The organism is Vibrio sp. 2096, from assembly GCF_033339595.1.
Taxonomy (GTDB): Bacteria; Pseudomonadota; Gammaproteobacteria; order Enterobacterales; family Vibrionaceae; genus Vibrio; species Vibrio alginolyticus.
On the sequence record NZ_JAWOUX010000010.1, the window covers coordinates 146157 to 165114 of the forward strand.

Below are 18958 nucleotides of genomic sequence, written 5' to 3' on the forward strand. Positions count from 1 at the left end.
GTACAAAAAAGCCTCGCACTGTGCGAGGCTTTGAAACGAATTGTAAACGACTTAGTAGTAATCGCGGATCAGAACTTCTGCGATTTGCACCGCGTTAGTTGCCGCGCCTTTACGCACGTTATCAGCAACAACCCACAGATTTACGCCACTATGATGACTGATATCGTTACGGATACGGCCAACCATTACATGGTCTTTACCGCCCGCATCGCGAACTTGTGTAGGGAAGTCTTCACCGTGGAACACTTCGATACCGTCAGTTTGTTCAAGCAAGTTAACGACTTCTTGTGCATCGATAGGTGAACGAGTCTCAATGTGAAGTGCTTCTGCGTGACCGTAGAATACAGGAACACGTACACACGTTGGATTGACTGTGATTGATGGATCGTTAAAGATCTTCTGTGTTTCCCACACCATTTTCATTTCTTCTTTGGTGTAGCCGTTTTCCATCATCTGATCGATTTGTGGAATACAGTTAAACGCGATCTGTTGAGAGAATTGCTTCTTGTCTGCAGGCAGACCGTTTAGCAGCTTCGCCGTTTGACCTGCTAGCTCATCGATACCCGCTTTGCCTGCACCAGACACCGATTGGTAAGTTGATACGTTAATACGCTCAATACCCACCGCATCGTGAATTGGTTTTAGTGCCACCAGCATTTGGATGGTTGAACAGTTCGGGTTCGCAATGATGTTACGGTTACGAAACTCTGCAATCGCTTCTGGGTTTACTTCAGGCACAACAAGAGGAATGTCGTACTCGTAACGGAAGTGTGATGTATTGTCGATAACAATCACGCCTTCATCAGCGGCAATTGGAGCCCACTTGGCTGATAGCTCACCACCAGCAGAAAACAGTGCGATATGCGCTTGAGACCAATCGAACTCTTCTACGTTTTGAACGCGTACCGTTTTACCATTGAAGCGATAAGTCTTGCCTTCGCTGCGCTCACTCGCGAGTAGGAAGATTTCGCCTACTGGGAATTTGCGCTCTTGAAGCACATCCAAAATTGTTTCACCGACCGCACCGGTCGCACCTAAAATGGCAACATTATATTGCTGGCTCATTGACTTACCTCAATCTGAAAACCTAGTTCTGCTAATGGAGCAAGGTTACATGTTTTGTTACCCACTAGCGTGACAGCGCTGTATTCACGGCGATCCCAGTAGTTTTTACGCATCAGGTCAAAAGCGCCTGGCTTACTGATTTCACGGCGGAAAAGAGCGTCATCTCTACGCACATCATAGATTAACTGCGTGATGTTATGCAGTGTTGCTTCGTCCCAAGCTCTGTCCAATACCATAGTAGGAACAGGCGCGGTTGGCAGTAAATCGCTGGCATGCGCACGTAATTCGTTATTTAAGAACTCACAGTAGCTGTTGAAAATCATCGTTGTACCGCGAGCTTTCCCTTCCAAGCCGTAGCCTGCAACGTGAGGGGTTGCGAATGCTAGCAGAGGCAGAAGCTCCATATCAACCTCTGGTTCAAATTCAAATACGTCGAGTGCCGCTGTAAAGCCATCGTTTTTCAAAAGACGTTGCTTCAAAGCAGCGTTGTCAACGATGGGACCTCGAGCCGCGTTAATCAAAATTTGATCGCTGCGGAGACCATTTAATACCTTCTCATCAATCAAATGATGCGTTGGGTATGGGCCATCTTTGGTGATTGGCGTATGTAGTGTAATGATGTCTGAGCTTTCAATCAGTTCTGTCAGCGGAGTAAAGCTACGAGGATCACCAGCCTCTTGTTTGAATGGGTCATTGATCAGAACTTTAATACCCATGCCTTTCAAACATTTCTCTAGGTAGCTACCTACTTGGCCTGCACCAATAATACCTACCGTCTTGTCAAATACCGAGAAACCTTGTTGCTGAGCGAGCACCATCATCACGCTGAACGCGTATTCCGCCACACCCACTTTGTTACACCCTGGCGCCGCAGTGAAGAAAATGCCTTTCTCTTTTAAGAGTGCTTGGTCAACATGATCCATGCCTGCCGTGGCCGTACCAACAAACTTCAGCTTGTTTGCTTTGCTGATCAGGTCAGCATTCACTTTGGTGACTGAGCGAATCATTAGGGCATCAACATCCACTAAATCATCGGCGGTCAGTGTACGACCTGGTTTTAGAATTACGTTACCGAGTTGGCTGAATAGTTCTTCAGCATACGGCATATTTTCATCAACAATAATTTTCATAGCGCCAGCGTTCTAACATCCATTTGTAAGAGTTCGTTTATTCGCAAGATGCGAAACTAAAGCGATTGTGCCCTTTTCCCGAAAAATCTCAAGATATAACACCAATAAACCTCAAGGAGGTAACTCCTATAGAATCGATTGACGGGAAGCCTAGAGAAAAGCAGAAACAGAGAAAAGAAAAAGCCCGGCTAAATAGCCGGGCAAAGTTCCAGAACAAAAGGATCCTATCCCGCTCTCCATGGGATAGAGTCTGCGTCTGTTCGATCAGTGTGACTGATCAAGCTCTGGAAACTGGATTGTTGGCGTTTACAGTACTCTCGCAAGGCGCCAACAAATTCAGTTAACCTTGGTACTTTTTAATAACCAAAGTTGCGTTTGTGCCGCCAAAGCCAAAGCTGTTTGACATTACGGTCGTTAGCTCTGCATCACGTGCTTCTGTCACGATGTCCAGACCTTGTGCTGCTTCGTCCAAGTTTGAAATATTGATGCTTGGAGCAATGAAGTTTTTGTCTAGCATAAGTGTTGAGTAAATCGCTTCGTGCACGCCCGCTGCGCCGAGTGCGTGACCAGTCATTGCTTTTGTTGCAGAGATTGCAGGGCTGTTCTCACCAAACAATTGTTGGATAGCACCAAGCTCTTTCACGTCACCAACTGGTGTCGATGTGCCGTGCGTGTTGATGTAATCCACACCATCAACGTCTTGCATCGCCATCTTCATACAACGAATTGCGCCTTCACCTGATGGCGCTACCATGTCGTAGCCATCTGATGTCGCACCGTAACCTACGATTTCACCGTAGATTTTCGCACCACGTGCCAGTGCGTGCTCTAGTTCTTCAATAACCAGCATGCCGCCGCCGCCCGAGATAACAAAACCGTCACGGTCTGCATCGTATGTACGAGATGCTTTGTCTGGCGTGTCATTGTATTTGGTTGACAGTGCGCCCATCGCATCAAACATCATAGTTTGAGACCAATCTAGCTCTTCGCCGCCACCAGCAAAAACAATATCTTGTTTGCCTAGTTGAATAAGCTCCATAGCATGGCCGATACAGTGTGCAGATGTTGCACATGCAGAGCTCATTGAGTAGTTCACGCCACGAATCTTAAATGGCGTAGCAAGACAAGCAGAAACAGTAGAAGACATAGTACGAGGAACCATGTAAGGACCAACTCGCTTTACGCCTTTGGCGCGCATCGTGTCTGTCGCTACCGTTTGGTTGTATGCAGAAGCACCGCCAGAACCTGCAACGATACCGGTACGGTCGTTTGAAACCTGCTCTTCTGTAAGACCAGCGTCTGCGATTGCCTGCTCCATTGATAGGTATGCATAAGCAGCCGCATCACCCATAAAGCGCATCTGCTTACGGTCGATGTGTTCCGCCGGGTTGATTTTTAGGTCACCCCATACTTGCGAACGAAGACCGTGTTCTTTGAACTGCTCAGATGCAGTGATGCCAGATTTGCCCGCTTTAAGAGACGCTAGAACTTCTTCGACGTTGTTACCGATACTTGAAACAATACCCATACCGGTGATTACGACTCGTTTCATTATGACATTCCTATAATTCAAAAATCCGCTAGATGATAACTAAGATAGTCAACAAAAGTGGTCAGCTTTCCCATAAATTCGTACAATCGCCCCATTCTTACCGCGCCAAATCACAAATTTGCACCATTATGACTTCAATAAAAAACGCAGAACTTGGTTGGAACGAAGCTGGTACTCCGGTTTCAGACCAATTTGATGATGTTTACTTCTCTAACGTAAACGGTCTTGAAGAGACACGCTACGTTTTCTTAAAACAAAATCATCTCCCAGAAAGATGGCAGGAATTTGACCAAAGACGTTTTGTCATTGGTGAAACAGGATTTGGCACGGGATTAAACTTCTTAGCAGTATGCCAGTGGTTTAGTGAGTTTCGTCGTCAGCATCCGGACGCAACATTGAAAGAGCTGCATTTTATTAGCTTTGAAAAATACCCATTAAGCAAAGCCGATTTAAAGAAGGCGCATGAAGCTTGGCCTGAGCTAGCTGAGTACGCGGAAAAGTTACAAAAGCACTATCCTGCCGCTGTGCCGGAGTGTCATCGCATTGTTTTAGAAGACGGTGCAATCACACTCGACCTTTGGTTTGGTGACATTAAAGACTGCATGCCGCAAGTCCCATACAACGAACAAGGTTTGATTGATGCTTGGTTCTTAGATGGATTCGCGCCAAGCAAAAACCCAGAGATGTGGAACCAAGGCCTGTTCAACAACATGGCAAAGCTAGCCAAGCAAGATTGTACAGTTGCCACGTTTACCGCAGCAGGCTTTGTACGTCGTGGTTTGAACGAAGCTGGCTTTACAATGAAAAAGGTGAAAGGTTTCGGCACTAAACGAGAAATGATCGCCGGCTCTATGGAGCAACGTGAAAAGCAGTCGAACCATCTCCCTTGGTTCAATCGCACAGCATCTAGCAATCTTGATTCGATAGCCATCATTGGTGGTGGTATAGCCAGCGCGGCGTTAGCGAAAACGTTAGTTCGTCGTGGCCAAAACGTCACCCTTTACTGTAAAGACAAACAACCAGCCAAAGGAGCTTCAGGCAATCGACAAGGAGCCGTTTATCCACTGCTTAATGGCCCGCACACGGGTGTTTCACGAGTGTTTGCTCCTGCATTTTTGTTCGCACGTCAGTTTGTTGAACAAGCAGCACAAGAGATCGATTTTGATCATGACTGGTGTGGCGTGACTCAGTTGATGTGGGATGACAAATCCACAGACAAACTGGAGAAAATACTTGCGGGTAACTTCACACCAGAGCTCATTCACAAGCTGTCCGCCGAGGAGACTGCGAACACTATCGGGTTACCTATTGATATGGCATCTGTGCACTACCCAATGGGAGGGTGGCTGTGCCCTGCCGAGTTAACTCGTGGGTTAATTAAACAATTGGAGCAGACGTCGTTACTCTCAACGAAGTTTGAACACCATGTTGAGGCATTAGATTGGGATGAAAAGCGTCAGCTCTGGCTACTAACGGCGAGTGGTCAAACATTTGAGCACTCAACGGTTGTGATTGCGAACGGCCATGAGTTCCAGACATTGAGTCAAACCGCTTCCCTACCAATGGGACAAGTGAAAGGACAAGTCAGTCATGCGCCAGCAACCGAAACGCTGAGTCAGCTGAAAACGGTGTTGTGTTACGACGGTTACATGACACCTGTTAACCCAAGTAATCAACACTTGTGTATCGGTGCAAGCTACGACCGCAGTCACCTTGACTACGAATTTGATGAAAACGCCCAAAAAGATAATGCGGAAAAGCTAGTGAAATGTGTACCGAATCAAACATGGGCAAAAGAGGTAGATATCACTGGTAATCAATCTCGCCAAGGTATTCGTTGTGTTAGCCGAGATCACTTACCATTTGTCGGAAATGTGGGTGACTTTGAGACGATCAAAACGCAATACGCCAACTTACAAAATCAAAAAGCAGAAGAGGTAGAAACCATTCATCAGTACCCTAACCTATTCTGCTTCTTAGGTTTAGGATCTCGTGGACTGAGCTCTGCACCACTATTAGCTGAAGTGTTGGCCTCCCAGATCTGTGGGGACCCGCTGCCATTACCTGTTGATGTATTAACCGAACTTCACCCAAGTCGAATGTGGGTTCGTAAACTAAGAAAAGGCAAAGCCATTACCGAGCTGTAAGAGTATTCTCTCGTTTTAATTCCCGACACAGATACGTGTCGGGAATCGCTAACTCACTAAGTTGCTCGTACTGAGATTACTTCAGCAGTGCAACTGCCTGTTTCACTTGCTCTGCCACTTCTGGGTTTACAACCTTACCCGATTCCACGTCAAAATTTTCGTAGAAGCTCGGCACCGATAACGATGCCTTTACATCCGCGCCAAAAAATTGTGCAGAACCTGTCGCCGCCGCAAGAACACTTTGTGCACCACCGGGACCTGGGGAAGTTGCTAAATAAACGACAGGTTTGTTTTGAAATACATTACGCTCAATGCGCGTCGCCCAATCGAACAAGTTTTTATAGGCCGCTGGGTACGAACCGTTGTGCTCTGCGAAGGAAACAACGAGAGCGTCAGCCTCCGCCAAGTCACGTAAAAACGCGACAGCCCCTTCAGCTTGACCTATTTCTTTCTCTTTGTCCTCGCTAAACATTGGCGCTTGATAATCGTTTAAGTCTAGAACATTCACTTGAGCGCCTTCGACTTGATTTGCTGCGTATGTAGCAAGTAGTTTGTTGATTGAGGTAGAGCTGGTAGATGCACCAAATGCGACAATTTTCATGGTTGTAATCCTTTGTTCACGTTTTATGCTGATCAGAATAAAAGTTGAACAGTTTCGCTACAACCACAAAAATTTTATGGAGAGGTTCGAATTTTTCGAAGTAGTAAATGACTAGGATTAAATAAAGGGAGAACGCTGCTTAGGGATTAAGCCTGAGCCTGGAGCTCTTGCCACAAATCACTGACAATCACGCGATCGGCCGGGCTTAACTCGGTACGCGCATCTTCTAAGCTGCTCTCAATGCGTGACTTCAGCTCAGTAATATCGCTAATCCCTTCTTCTTCACAAGACGCCGCGGATAAAGAGATGTGACCACGTAAATAACCACCAGCAAACAATTCATCGTCAGATGCTGTTTCAATTCGAGCATCAATCAGTTCCAGTAGTTTTTCTTCAAATTCAATAATCATGGTGTATCTCTGAGGTTATTAGTGGTTATTTAACGCAAAAGTCCGACGCTTCCAGTGGCTTAGTTTGATAAAATGCGCGCAGGGCATCAGAAAGCATTTTCACTCGCAAAGGCAAGCCAACGTCCAAAATACCTAGCACTTCTTTATGCACTTTTTTCATAAAGCCGAGCCTATCTGGTTCAAAATCGCCGTGTAGATTGTCACAACTCACCGTAAAAGGGAAGCCAGCGCTTTGTGCCAGAATCCATTCATAAGCTTGAGGTCGCACTTCAACTTTCTCAAACTCCGCTTGAACTTCTGCTGTTCGCCCATCGGGTTCATACCAATAGCCAAAATCTTCCAGCAAACGACGCTCTGGACCAGCCACACACCAATGCGAAATCTCGTGTAAAGCAGAGGCGTAAAAACCCCGAGCAAAAATAATCCGATGATGAGGGTGTTCATCATCAGCAGGAAGATAAATAGGCTCATCACCACCTAACTCTAATTTCGTATTAAATTGTTCTAAAAAGGTGTCATTAAAAATGGTGATTAAGTCTTGGTATTCGTGGGTCATCGTCGAGTTTGTACTTCAGTTTGACATGCGCTGCATATTGTCGCTGTTTTTAGCTATGAGGTAAAGGCAACCCCACATTTTTGGTTATTAGTTGAATTTATCTGAACATCGCTTTCTCCATACAATTTCTCATTCGTCAGCGTACTTATTTACCACTACACTCTCGCCTTATTTTGATGCCGTTCAAACCGCTATTTTTAAGCCGTTTGATTACAAGCATGTTGCTGGTTTTAATCACTTTTTAAGAGAGATAGAACCGTTTGTAAGTGTTGTTACTTCGCCTACGCTGATTCTCGTAGAACGTAGTGACTTTTTACGTTGAGTGTTTCCCTATGTTGCTAAGTGTGTTGTATATCATTGGTATCACGGCTGAAGCCATGACAGGTGCGTTAAGTGCTGGTAGAAGAAAGATGGACTGGTTTGGTGTTATGTTGGTGGCCAGCGCAACGGCCATTGGTGGTGGCACCGTACGTGACATTCTATTAGGCCACTACCCTCTCGGTTGGGTAAAAAACCCAGAGTTCCTTGCAATTACGTGTGTTGCAGGTGTGCTAACAACAGGTTTAGCGAAATGGGTGATTAAGCTGAAAGGTCTGTTCATTCGCCTCGATGCATTAGGTTTAATCGTGTTTAGTATCATCGGAACAAAAATTGCGATGGGCATGGGCTTGCACCCTGGTATTTGTATGGTTTCAGCGTTAGTAACTGGTGTATTCGGTGGGCTACTTCGCGACTTAATCTGTCGCCAAACACCATTGGTACTGCATGAAGAGCTTTACGCTTCTGTCGCTCTTATCGCATCAGGAATGTACTTAGCGCTATTAGAATTCAATGTTCCCGATGTCACTGCCACTATTATTACACTGGTTACTGGTTACATGTTGCGTATGGCTGCGGTACGCTTTAAGTGGCGTCTGCCTTCTTTCCATTTGGAAACCGAAGGCTCGATTCATTAAGCAAAAACTACTTAAACAAAAAAGGTTGCCTGATAAAATTGTGCCACCCGCGATTCAGTGAGTGGCATAATTTTATATTCAGTCATCCTGAACAGCGACGAAGGAGCATGATTCAGGATCTATTATCCGAGCACTCTGTTGTCAGAGATGTTTCTTTCTCTTTTCATCGTGCTGAAATTAGATTCCTAGTCTCGCTATAGCTCGCTGGAATGACACAAAGCTCTTAAATCTTCGGTGTTTCAGTTGTTACGCCATGGTTTTGACCACGGTGGCGTAGTAAATGATCCATCACCACAATAGCCAGCATCGCTTCTGCGATAGGCACAGCACGAATACCCACACATGGGTCATGACGACCTTTGGTGATCAACTGAGTTGGTTCACCTTCTTTTGTGATGGTCTCACCCGGCACAGTGATACTTGATGTTGGCTTAAGCGCAATGTTAGCGACAATGTCTTGACCAGTCGAGATACCGCCAAGAATGCCACCCGCATGATTACTACCAAAACCTTCAGGAGCAAGCGTATCACGGTGTTGACTGCCTTTTTGGTTTACCACCTCGAAACCGTCTCCGATTTCCACGCCTTTCACCGCGTTTATGCTCATTAGTGCGTGCGCGATGTCTGCATCCAAACGGTCAAATACGGGTTCCCCAAGACCAACAGGCACGTTAGTTGCCACAACCTGGATTTTTGCGCCAATAGAGTCGCCTTCTTTTTTCAGGTCACGGATAAGTTGGTCAAATGCTTCTACTTTGTCAGCATCAGGGCAGAAGAATGCATTGTTCTCGATTTCGTTCCAATCTACCTTGTCGATAGATACATCACCCATTTGTGACAAGTAAGCACGAATCTCAACACCAAACTCATCTTTTAAGTATTTCTTCGCGATTGCACCAGCAGCCACACGCATTGCGGTTTCACGAGCTGAAGAACGGCCGCCACCGCGATAGTCGCGGATGCCATATTTTTGGTGGTAAGTGTAATCAGCATGACCCGGTCTGAACTTATCTTTGATGTCAGAGTAGTCTTTTGAGCGCTGATCGGTGTTTTCAATTAGCAAACCGATCGATGTGCCCGTGGTTTTGCCTTCAAAAACGCCAGAAAGAATTTTAACTTCATCCGGTTCACGACGTTGTGTGGTGTAACGTGATGTGCCTGGACGACGGCGGTCGAGATCGATTTGTAGATCTGCTTCTGTAATTTCCAACCCCGGAGGACATCCGTCTACGATACATCCCAGTGCGATACCGTGACTTTCCCCGAATGTCGTCACTCGGAAATGTTGTCCGATACTGTTTCCTGCCATTACTTCCTCAAGTTTTTATCGCCACGCTCTCTCAAAACAGAGCATAGCTGCTTTCCAATTCTTCGTGGATTCATAGTGGCTTTATTACGTTTTGATGTAAAGAGTTAATATCGGCGAGGTATGCATAAAAAACACCGAGCATAAAGCTCGGTGTTTTGATGTTTAGTGCAAGACTTTATTAGTCTTTGTACAGTTTAAACTCTTCTGCACACTCAACCAGCTGGTCACGCGTTAGCATAAACACGCCATGACCGCCGTTCTCGAACTCAATCCAAGTAAATGGAATCTCTGGGTACTGTTCCATCATATGAATCATTGAGTTGCCGACTTCACAAATAAGAATGCCGTTATCTGTTAGATAATCTGGCGCGTTAGCAAGAATACGACGCACTAGTTTTAGACCATCCGTACCCGCAGCTAGCCCAAGCTCAGGCTCATGCGTGAACTCATCTGGCAGGCTGTTCATGTCTTCTTCATCCACATATGGTGGGTTGGACACGATTAGATTGTATTTCTCTTTTGGAAGATCACGGAACAAATCAGAGCGAATTGGGAACACTTGCTGCTCCATGCCATGATCTTGTACGTTTTGCTCAGCCACTTGTAGAGCATCTGTAGAGATGTCGATCGCATCCACTTCTGCTTCAGGGAAAGCGTGCGCACAAGCAATCGCGATACAACCAGAACCCGTACATAGGTCCATGATGCGCGTAGGCTCTTCCACCAACCAAGGTTGGAATTCCGCTTGAATCAACTCACCGATTGGAGAGCGTGGTACAAGTACACGCTCATCAACGAAGAACTCAAGACCGCAGAACCATGCTTTGTTGGTTAGGTATGCTGTTGGCGTACGCTCGTTGATGCGTTTTACTACGCGCTCAACAATACGCAGACGCTCGCTTGTCGTTAGGCGAGAGTTCAATACGTGCGGAGGCACATCAATCGGCAAGTATAAGGTTGGCAGGATAAGCTGAACTGCTTCATCCCACGCATTATCAGTACCATGACCGTAAAACAGGTTCGCTGCATTAAAGCGGCTTACCGTCCAACGAATCATATCTTGAAGGGTATGCAGCTCCGATACCGCTTCTTCTACAAAAATCTTATCCAAAATTGCCTCCGAAAAGCGCTACAATACTGCCAATAAAGTTTATTAATGAAATTGTTTACCTAATGAGCAAAAAAGACACCGAGAACGATGACGATTTCGCCTTGTTTCAGGAAGCAGTACAGGGCGTAAAAAAGTTGCGACAGGATACCATAATCCAGCAACCAAAAAAAAATACTAAGCAAAAAGAAATCAAGCGCTCCAACCGTGAAGCGAGTGACTCTGAATTTTACTTTTCAGACGAGTTTGTCCCTCTATTAAACGATGAAGGTCCAACTCGTTATGCACGTGACGACGTCTCCACTTATGAAGTCAAACGTCTACGTCGTGGCGTGTATGTACCGGACGTGTTCCTCGATATGCACGGCATGACACAGCAAGAAGCAAAACGCGAGCTTGGTGCGATGATAGCCTATTGCATCAAAAACGAGATTCATTGTGCGTGTGTGCAACATGGTATTGGGAAACACATCCTGAAACAGAAAGCCCCACTTTGGTTAGCACAGCATCCTGACGTTATGGCTTTTCACCAAGCGCCACTAGAATTTGGTGGTGATGGTGCGTTGTTAGTGTTGCTTTCAATTCCTGAAAAGTAACAAGCTTGCTGTATACACGACGAAACGAAAAGGCAGGGATCTCCTGCCTTTCTTATTCTGTCTCTAATTTGCAAACGCTTATTTTGGTTTAGACACTTATGGCGTAATATGCCAAAGCACTTCACCATTTTGTGTTTGTAAATCATATTCAATGCACACTAGCCCTGATGTAGGAAACATCGGTGGTGTCATGTCTTTTACAAACTCTGAAGTCAGATAACCGACCAAAGGCAAATGCGATACGAACAAAAGCGAGTCCAATTGTTCGACTTCGATTAATGCACTTGCGAAATCGAAGACATGCTCGGACTGGCCATAAGGTGTAATATCTTCACAAGTTTCAATGCTTTTTGCAGAGAAATACGCACTGATCTCTTGCCAAGTTTGTTGAGCTCTAATGTACGGACTCACCAACACTTTATCGAATTGCGCAAAACCCTGTTCTTTACAGGCTCTCGCAACCGCTTCTGATTCGACTCTGCCTCTTGGGGTCAATTGTCGTGCTGCGTCTGAATCTGCAAAATGCTCGGCTTCACCGTGACGCATGATGAATATTTTCATGTTATTTCCTAGGGATAGCTAACGCTACCAAAAGGTTGACTGCTATCTTTATTAGATAGACGGGGCTAACTTTAACAATGACGAAACAAAAATACTGATATAATTATCTGTTCATTATACCAATTCGCTTGTTAAAGATAGCGACTTTCTTAACAATCTATTAAAAGAATGTACTCAGTTCATCACACTATTTAACTGTGCAATGAGTTCAGAGCATTCACTCAGACAGTTCTTCCCCATACGCAAACGCGATGGGCCTGTGCAGAAGTCTACGAATAACAAAAATACGGCAAGCAGTATTTGTCGAAACGCAAACTTTGCGCCCCCCGCGAGGGGAGCCTAAATTACTGTAATGCGAAATCTGGAGACGCATCGTGCATCTAAGTCCTAACGATTCAAATCAATACCGCTACATTACCTTGAGCAATGAACTGCGTGTACTGCTGATTCATTCCGATACAGCTCAACAGTCGGCAGCTGCTCTGGCAGTGAACGTTGGACACTTCGACGACCCAAACGATCGCCAAGGTCTGGCACACTATTTAGAACACATGCTTTTTTTGGGTACGGAAAAATACCCTAAAGTGGGCGAGTTTCAAAGCTATATTAGCCAACACGGTGGAACAAACAACGCTTGGACTGGTACAGAGCACACTTGTTTCTTTTTCAATATTGCTCCAAATGCCTTTGAAAGTGCCTTAGATCGATTTAGCCAATTTTTTACCGCACCTTTGTTTAACGAAGAAGCATTAGACAAAGAACGCCAGGCTGTCGACTCCGAATACAAGCTCAAACTCAATGATGATTCTCGTCGCCTGTATCAAGTTAACAAAGAAGTCATCAATCCAGAGCACCCGTTTTCAAAATTCTCTGTCGGAAACTTAGATACTCTTGGCGACCGAGATGGTAAATCCATCCGCGACGAAATTGTGGAGTTTCACCACTCTCAGTATTCCGCCGATTTGATGACACTGACTCTATTTGGGCCACAGCTGCTCGATGAACAGCAAGCTTGGGTAGAAGCCATGTTTGCCGACATCCCAAATCACCACCTTCGTGGAAAATCGATTGATGTACCGATCGGCACTGAGGAAAGCACGGGCATTTTGGTTCAAGTCGAGCCGCTCAAAGAGTTCCGTAAACTGATTCTCACATTTCCCATGCCGGGAATGGATGCGCATTATAGCGTGAAGCCTCTCTCCTACTTTGCTCACCTGTTGGGTTATGAAGGAGAAGGCAGTTTGATGCTTCAACTCAAAGAAAAAGGCTGGATTACTTCTCTCTCAGCGGGCGGCGGCGCGAGTGGCAGTAACTACCGAGACTTTACCGTAAGCTGCACCCTGACGCCAAACGGCTTAGATCATGTTGATGATATCGTTCAAGCAGTTTTTCAATACCTCTCGATGATCAAACAAGACGGGTTAGATGAATGGCGCTATCTCGAAAAACAAGCGGTATTAGAATCGGCTTTTCGCTTCCAAGAGCCATCGCGCCCAATGGATCTCGTCAGCCATCTGGTGATCAACATGCAGCACTATCAACCGGAAGACACGGTTTATGGTGACTACAAAATGGCGGGCTACGATGAGGAGTTACAGCGTTCATTGCTGCGATACTTAACCATCGATAATGTACGCGTCACTTTGATTGCTAAAGGCCTGGAATACAACCGTACTGCCGAATGGTACTTTACCCCCTACTCCGTCACGCCTTTTAGTGAAGACCAACGTCGTTTCTATCAACAAATCGATCCAAGCTGGCAATTCGTCTTACCGAAAAAGAACCCTTATATTTGCTACGACCTCGACCCCATGCCACTCGAAAATGGTGACTCGCTGCCAGAGTTGATTGAGGATCTCGAAGGGTTTCGGCTGTGGCATTTGCAAGATGACGAATTTCGCGTGCCTAAAGGTGTCGTTTATGTCGCTATCGACAGCTCTCATGCCGTTGCATCACCAAAGAACATCGTCAAAACGCGCTTATGTGTAGAGATGTTCCTCGATTCGCTAGCAAAAGAAACCTATCAAGCAGAAATCGCAGGGATGGGTTACAACATGTACGCTCACCAAGGTGGCGTGACCTTAATCCTCTCTGGGTTCAGTCAAAAGCTGCCTCAGTTGCTGGAAATGATTCTGCACCGTTTTGCTTCTCGAGATTTCAGCCCTGCTCGCTTTGAAACCATCAAACAACAACTGTTACGAAACTGGAGAAATGCTTCACAAGATCGCCCTATTTCGCAGCTGTTTAACGCGCTTACTGGGTTACTTCAACCCAATAACCCGCCTTTCGCAACCTTAGTCGAAGCGCTAGAAGAAATCGAAGTCGATGAACTCTCGGTATTCGTAGAATCCATTCTTGCAGAACTGCACGTTGAAATGTTTGTTTACGGAGACTGGCAACGCCAGCAAGCCCATGACATGGCTACGACCTTGAAGGATGCTCTAAGAGTTAACGAGCAACGTTATGAAGAGGCACTTCGTCCGCTCATTATGCTAGGTAAAAATGGCAGTTTTCAACGTGAGGTGCATTGTAACCAGCAAGATTCCGCGGTCGTTATTTACCACCAGTGCGAGGATATTGAGCCTCGTAGTATCGCGCTATACTCATTGGCCAATCACCTTATGTCGGCAACGTTTTTCCATGAAATCCGTACCAAGCAGCAATTAGGTTACATGGTAGGCACTGGCAATATGCCGCTAAATCGTCACCCTGGTATTGTACTGTATGTGCAGTCACCTAATGCAGCACCGGCCGAGCTGGTTACCTCAATCGATGAGTTTTTAAATGCCTTTTATATGGTGCTGTTAGAGTTAAACGATTACCAATGGCACAGCAGTAAGCGCGGCTTGTGGAACCAAATAGCAACGCCGGACACCACACTTCGAGGACGGGCTCAACGTCTTTGGGTTGCGATAGGAAATAAGGACACTGAGTTTAACCAACGTGACAAGGTACTGGCGGAGTTGAAGAAGCTGACGCGCGCAGACATGATTCGCTTCGTTGTGAACGAATTGAAACCTCGTACTGCAAATCGTTTGATCATGCACTCTCAAGGTCAAGCGCATTCGGAGGCTCCGCGCATCCATCTAGGACAAGAAATTGGATCAATTGAAGAGTTCCAACTTCGGCCAAAAGATTGCGGCTTGGGGTGATCTAGTTGCGCAGAAATAAAATTGTCGAATACTAAGTATGTACCTAGAGCCCAGTGAGATTGTCGGTCTCATAGATTGAATCGGCACCATAATTAGCAGAAAATTGAAATTACGCCATTACGGCTTATGCTCTAATTCCCCGCACTAAAAATAACTTAATGAGGTAGTCATGAAAAAAGCACTTTTACTTGTGGCTCTTATACTGCCATTGGCATCTGCTCACGCTGAAATCTCAGTCAAAGGCGATGGCTTCGAATTAAGTGACGACTGTGTGCGCCTTAGCGGAGACAATGTATCTATCAACTCAGATGATTGCTCTTCAAAGCAGTGGAATGATAAAGACAAAAAAGGTAACAGCAGCGTTCACGGGGACGACAACCCAGGTAAAGGCCACAATAAAGATAAGAAAGACAAGAAGAAGTAACCATTTCTTCTTTATGAAAAAGGCTTGCCACTGGCAAGCCTTTTTCTCTACCGAAGAAACGTTTAATAGAACGTTGTCCCTTCACCAGCTCGAGTAAGCAAACCATCACATGGCGCGTAACGATCGCCATACTTCGATGCAAACTCATTCATTTTCTCTACGAGCTCTTTAATGCCAAATTGGTCCATGTAACGGAACGGACCACCCAAGAACGGTGGGAAACCAATACCAAATATCGCGCCAATATCACCGTCACGTGGCGAGCGAATGATGCCATCATCCAAACAACGTACCGCTTCATTCAACATTGGCAACACACAGCGCAACGCAATATCGTTATCGCTTAGCTTAGATTCAGGGTCGAGCTTAAGCAGTTTGTAAACTGATTTGTCGACATCTTTCTTCTTGCCCTTGTAAGTGTAAAAACCCTTACCACTCTTGCGTCCTTTACGTCCATCATTTAACAAGATATCAAACACATCCGGGCCTTTGAATCGGTCACCTAACTCATTAACCAGAATCGGCATAATTTTCGCGCCAATGTCGACACCGACTTCATCCAGTAAGGTAATCGGGCCGACAGGGAAACCAAAGTCAAGCAACGCCGTATCAATCTTTTCGATCGGTTCGTTAGCCAGCAGAATATGCGCCGCTTCGTTCATGTATGGCGCAAGAATGCGGTTCACGTAAAAGCCCGCTTTGTCTTTCACTACGATCGGGGTTTTACCTTGCTTCTTAGCAAGTGCAACAACTGTTGAAACGGTTTCATCTGACGTCGTTTCATGCGGAATCACTTCCACCAAAGGCATTTTTTCTACTGGGCTGAAGTAATGCAAACCCACTACGTTTTCTGGACGCTCTGCTTTTTCTGCAATTTTGTGGATAGGCAACGAAGAAGTATTGGTCGCAAAGATAGTTTCTGTCTTAGCGTTCGCTTCAATGTCCGCCACCATTTTTTGCTTAAGATCTAGGTCTTCAAAAACGGCTTCAATTACGACATCAATATGATTAAAACTGGTAAAGTCGACACCACCAGACAGTTGCAGCATTTTCGCTTGCAGGTCGGCCTTGGATAGAATGCGACGTTTGCGCTGTTTCTCAAATAACTTGTAGTTGTAGTTGAGCGCGTTTAAAACGCCATCGTTGCTAACGTCTTTGATGCGAACAGGTACTTTTGCTTTTGCAACAGACACATGGCTGATTCCGGCGCCCATCAGACCACCACCAAGCACACCAACTTTATGAACTGGTGCTGGTTTCGCATCCGTGCCATTTTCTTTCTTCATTTCTGTTGTGGCAAAGAAGATCGAACGGAGCGCTTTTGACTCTGAGCTCATTACAAGCTCACCGAAGCGCTTCGCTTCAAGTTCTTGGCCTTTAGCGAAGCCTTTCTCTAAGCCATGTTGAATAACTTCTAGAATTGCAACCGTTGCTGGATAGTTACCACGGGTTTTTTGATTCGTTTTCTTCGCAGCTTGCTCAAATACAAACTTGCGCCCTAGCCCGCTACCAGACATCACCTTTTCTTTCGTCGATAGCTTTTTCGTACCCTTGTTTTTACCTTTGTCGATAAACTGTTTTGCTACGTCGAGCAAAATGGTGTCCGGCACACAGGCGTCCACAACGCCCAGTTTTTTAGCTTTCTTCGCACAAAGTTGTTTACCCGTCAGGATCAAGTCCAACGATGGTAACAGGCCAATCAAACGTGGCAGACGCTGAGTACCACCAGAACCTGGCAATAAACCAAGTTGTACTTCTGGCAGACCTAAACGCGTTTTGTCAGAATCCGTACAAACACGATAATCACATGCAAGAGCCAGTTCTAAACCACCGCCCAAACATGGGCCATGAATAGCCGCAACGACAGGATAAGGTAAGTCCGATAGCTGCTGGAATAAATCCTGACCTTGCCTTGCTAAGGCTTCCGCTTCACTTGCTGTGGTGCATGCTTCTAGCATTCGAACATCAGCACCCGCAACAAAATTGTCCGGTTTTAGGGAGTGGATGATCATCCCTTTAATACCACTGGAGTCTTTTAGCTGAGCAAAAATTTCTTTCATTTCGTCAGCAAAAGCCGCCTGCAGCGTATTCATTTTTTCATTAGGAACATCGATGGCTAACCAAGCAATATTTTGCTCATCAATCTTTAGACTAAATGCTTTTTGCTCGCTCATTACTCAACCTCCAGAATCATTGCCGCACCAAGACCACCAGCAGCACATGCGGTATTCAATGCAATACCACCGCCACGGCGTTTTAGCTCTCGTAGGGTTTGCGTCATCATACGCGCACCAGTCGCAGCAAATGGGTGACCATAAGCAATTGAACCGCCAAGCACGTTGAACTTATCCATATCAATTTCACCAATCGCTTTTGAGCGACCAAGGTTTTCTTGAGCAAACTTATCGGAAGCAAACATCTTCACATTCGCCAATGCTTGAGCAGCAAAGGCCTCGTGCATGTCGATCAACGTCAGGTCTGACAGTTCCAAGCCTGTATTTTCAAGCACTTTCGCTGTGGCATAAGTCGGCCCCATCAGCATGTCCTTTTCCACGCCGATAGCAGAGAATGCATAACCTCGGATGTAACCAAGGATCTCCATTCCGAGCTCTTTCGCTTTACCTTCTCGCATCAACATCACTGCCGCACCACCATCAGTCAATGGCGTACTGTTCGCAGCCGTAACACTGCCATACTGACGATCAAACGCAGGTCGCAATTTCGCGTATCCCTCAACCGTTGAGTCATGACGAATATTGTTATCTTCCGAAATCCACTTTTTGTATGGTTCAGGGAAAGCCGTCATCACTTCATCTTGGATTTTTCCTTCTTTCCAAGCTTGAGAAGCCAGCGTATGAGAACGATGTGCAAGCGCATCCTGTTCTGCGCGAGAAATACCATGTGTTTTAGCCATTTGCTCTGCAGTTTGTCCCATGGATAAACCCGTAGAGTACTCTGCTACTGCTGGTGGCACTGGCATCAGGTCTTTAAAGCTCAAGTTTTTGAGGATACTAAGCTTCTGACCCATTGTTTTTGTCTTACTAAGAGCAAGCAGATTAGCGGCCAGTTTCTTTGATACGCCAATAGGCAGGACGGAAGAAGAGTCTGCACCGCCAGCAATACCAATATCAATGGTTCCCGCCATGATGCTTTCTGCGACATTAACCGCCGCTTGAAAACTCGTCGCACACGCTCGAGTCACACTGTATGCATCAGTATGGATGTTCATACCGGTGCCTAACACGATTTCTCGTGCGATGTTTGGCGCTTCAGGCATTTGTACTACTTGTCCAAATACCACTTGTTCGATTAGCTTCGGATCAATATCTGTTCGAGCAAGCATTTCGCTTACTACCATTTTCCCTAAATCGACCGCTGGCACTTGGCTAAA

Annotated in this window: 16 protein-coding genes; 5 read left to right on the top strand and 11 right to left on the bottom strand. The window is 45.8% G+C overall.

The window, feature by feature from the left end; all coding sequences use genetic code 11:
- Window positions 1–51: 51 nt before the first annotated feature.
- The 3 genes from R7Q41_RS18160 to fabB form a co-directional block, all read right to left on the bottom strand.
- Complete coding sequence (locus tag R7Q41_RS18160; protein ID WP_005380562.1) at window positions 52–1065, bottom strand: aspartate-semialdehyde dehydrogenase; 1014 nt, start codon at window positions 1063–1065, stop codon at window positions 52–54.
- Window positions 1062–2195, bottom strand: coding sequence for a 4-phosphoerythronate dehydrogenase (locus tag R7Q41_RS18165; RefSeq protein ID WP_005380560.1), 1134 nt, complete (start codon window positions 2193–2195; stop codon window positions 1062–1064). Before R7Q41_RS18165 ends, R7Q41_RS18160 begins: the two co-directional genes overlap by 4 nt.
- 340 nt (window positions 2196–2535) lie before the next feature.
- On the bottom strand, window positions 2536–3747 hold the full coding sequence (gene fabB, locus R7Q41_RS18170; protein WP_005380557.1) for a beta-ketoacyl-ACP synthase I: 1212 nt from the start codon (window positions 3745–3747) through the stop codon (window positions 2536–2538).
- A gap of 128 nt (window positions 3748–3875) precedes the next feature.
- On the opposite strand from fabB, the gene mnmC reads away from it, so the two are divergent.
- Window positions 3876–5894 carry a bifunctional tRNA (5-methylaminomethyl-2-thiouridine)(34)-methyltransferase MnmD/FAD-dependent 5-carboxymethylaminomethyl-2-thiouridine(34) oxidoreductase MnmC gene (gene mnmC / locus R7Q41_RS18175; RefSeq protein WP_213868040.1) on the top strand — a complete coding sequence of 673 codons (2019 nt, stop codon included), beginning with the start codon at window positions 3876–3878 and terminating at the stop codon, window positions 5892–5894.
- A gap of 76 nt (window positions 5895–5970) precedes the next feature.
- Here mnmC and R7Q41_RS18180 read toward each other — a convergent pair whose 3' ends face one another.
- The 3 genes from R7Q41_RS18180 to R7Q41_RS18190 form a co-directional block, all read right to left on the bottom strand.
- A complete protein-coding gene (locus R7Q41_RS18180) occupies window positions 5971–6495 on the bottom strand; it encodes an NADPH-dependent FMN reductase (RefSeq protein WP_005380552.1) in 525 nt (174 codons plus the stop codon).
- Between the two features lie 146 nt (window positions 6496–6641).
- On the bottom strand, window positions 6642–6905 hold the full coding sequence (locus R7Q41_RS18185; RefSeq protein WP_005380548.1) for a YfcL family protein: 264 nt from the start codon (window positions 6903–6905) through the stop codon (window positions 6642–6644).
- A gap of 25 nt (window positions 6906–6930) precedes the next feature.
- Complete coding sequence (locus tag R7Q41_RS18190) at window positions 6931–7461, bottom strand: elongation factor P hydroxylase (RefSeq protein WP_005380546.1); 531 nt, start codon at window positions 7459–7461, stop codon at window positions 6931–6933.
- 332 nt (window positions 7462–7793) lie between these two features.
- Between R7Q41_RS18190 and R7Q41_RS18195 the strand changes: the two genes are divergently transcribed.
- Window positions 7794–8417: a trimeric intracellular cation channel family protein gene (locus R7Q41_RS18195; protein ID WP_005380544.1), complete on the top strand. Its 624-nt coding sequence runs from the start codon at window positions 7794–7796 to the stop codon at window positions 8415–8417.
- 223 nt (window positions 8418–8640) lie between these two features.
- Here the strand turns inward: R7Q41_RS18195 and aroC are convergent, their stop codons facing one another.
- Together aroC and prmB are read right to left on the bottom strand one after the other, a co-directional pair.
- Window positions 8641–9726: a chorismate synthase gene (aroC, locus tag R7Q41_RS18200; protein ID WP_031780893.1), complete on the bottom strand. Its 1086-nt coding sequence runs from the start codon at window positions 9724–9726 to the stop codon at window positions 8641–8643.
- 178 nt (window positions 9727–9904) lie between these two features.
- Window positions 9905–10837, bottom strand: coding sequence for a 50S ribosomal protein L3 N(5)-glutamine methyltransferase (gene prmB / locus R7Q41_RS18205; RefSeq protein ID WP_005380541.1), 933 nt, complete (start codon window positions 10835–10837; stop codon window positions 9905–9907).
- A 62-nt stretch (window positions 10838–10899) separates the two neighbouring features.
- Here prmB and smrB point away from each other — a divergent pair, with 62 nt between their 5' ends.
- The gene (smrB, locus tag R7Q41_RS18210) at window positions 10900–11430 is read left to right on the top strand and encodes an endonuclease SmrB (protein WP_005380539.1); all 531 of its coding nucleotides are present in this window, start codon (window positions 10900–10902) and stop codon (window positions 11428–11430) included.
- Between the two features lie 96 nt (window positions 11431–11526).
- Here smrB and sixA read toward each other — a convergent pair whose 3' ends face one another.
- Entirely contained in the window at window positions 11527–11991 is a 465-nt protein-coding gene (sixA, locus tag R7Q41_RS18215) for a phosphohistidine phosphatase SixA (protein WP_005380537.1), read from the bottom strand.
- A gap of 374 nt (window positions 11992–12365) precedes the next feature.
- On the opposite strand from sixA, the gene R7Q41_RS18220 reads away from it, so the two are divergent.
- Both R7Q41_RS18220 and R7Q41_RS18225 read left to right on the top strand, forming a co-directional pair.
- Complete coding sequence (locus tag R7Q41_RS18220) at window positions 12366–15143, top strand: insulinase family protein (protein WP_318144620.1); 2778 nt, start codon at window positions 12366–12368, stop codon at window positions 15141–15143.
- Between the two features lie 169 nt (window positions 15144–15312).
- Window positions 15313–15567: a hypothetical protein gene (locus R7Q41_RS18225; protein WP_017635936.1), complete on the top strand. Its 255-nt coding sequence runs from the start codon at window positions 15313–15315 to the stop codon at window positions 15565–15567.
- A 62-nt stretch (window positions 15568–15629) separates the two neighbouring features.
- Here the strand turns inward: R7Q41_RS18225 and fadJ are convergent, their stop codons facing one another.
- Complete coding sequence (gene fadJ / locus R7Q41_RS18230) at window positions 15630–17741, bottom strand: fatty acid oxidation complex subunit alpha FadJ (protein WP_318144621.1); 2112 nt, start codon at window positions 17739–17741, stop codon at window positions 15630–15632.
- A partial coding sequence (fadI, locus tag R7Q41_RS18235; protein ID WP_411978878.1) for an acetyl-CoA C-acyltransferase FadI occupies window positions 17741–18958 on the bottom strand: 1218 nt, incomplete at its 5' end. The genes fadI and fadJ, both read right to left, overlap by 1 nt.

Coding starts and splice junctions, on each gene's coding strand:
- R7Q41_RS18165 (WP_005380560.1), bottom strand. CDS start 2,195: ATGAAAATTATTGTTGATGAAAATATGCCGTATGCTGAAGAACTATTC.
- R7Q41_RS18160 (WP_005380562.1), bottom strand. CDS start 1,065: ATGAGCCAGCAATATAATGTTGCCATTTTAGGTGCGACCGGTGCGGTC.
- R7Q41_RS18195 (WP_005380544.1), top strand. CDS start 7,794: ATGTTGCTAAGTGTGTTGTATATCATTGGTATCACGGCTGAAGCCATG.
- aroC (WP_031780893.1), bottom strand. CDS start 9,726: ATGGCAGGAAACAGTATCGGACAACATTTCCGAGTGACGACATTCGGG.
- smrB (WP_005380539.1), top strand. CDS start 10,900: ATGAGCAAAAAAGACACCGAGAACGATGACGATTTCGCCTTGTTTCAG.
- R7Q41_RS18190 (WP_005380546.1), bottom strand. CDS start 7,461: ATGACCCACGAATACCAAGACTTAATCACCATTTTTAATGACACCTTT.
- fabB (WP_005380557.1), bottom strand. CDS start 3,747: ATGAAACGAGTCGTAATCACCGGTATGGGTATTGTTTCAAGTATCGGT.
- mnmC (WP_213868040.1), top strand. CDS start 3,876: ATGACTTCAATAAAAAACGCAGAACTTGGTTGGAACGAAGCTGGTACT.
- sixA (WP_005380537.1), bottom strand. CDS start 11,991: ATGAAAATATTCATCATGCGTCACGGTGAAGCCGAGCATTTTGCAGAT.
- R7Q41_RS18185 (WP_005380548.1), bottom strand. CDS start 6,905: ATGATTATTGAATTTGAAGAAAAACTACTGGAACTGATTGATGCTCGA.
- R7Q41_RS18225 (WP_017635936.1), top strand. CDS start 15,313: ATGAAAAAAGCACTTTTACTTGTGGCTCTTATACTGCCATTGGCATCT.
- fadJ (WP_318144621.1), bottom strand. CDS start 17,741: ATGAGCGAGCAAAAAGCATTTAGTCTAAAGATTGATGAGCAAAATATT.
- R7Q41_RS18180 (WP_005380552.1), bottom strand. CDS start 6,495: ATGAAAATTGTCGCATTTGGTGCATCTACCAGCTCTACCTCAATCAAC.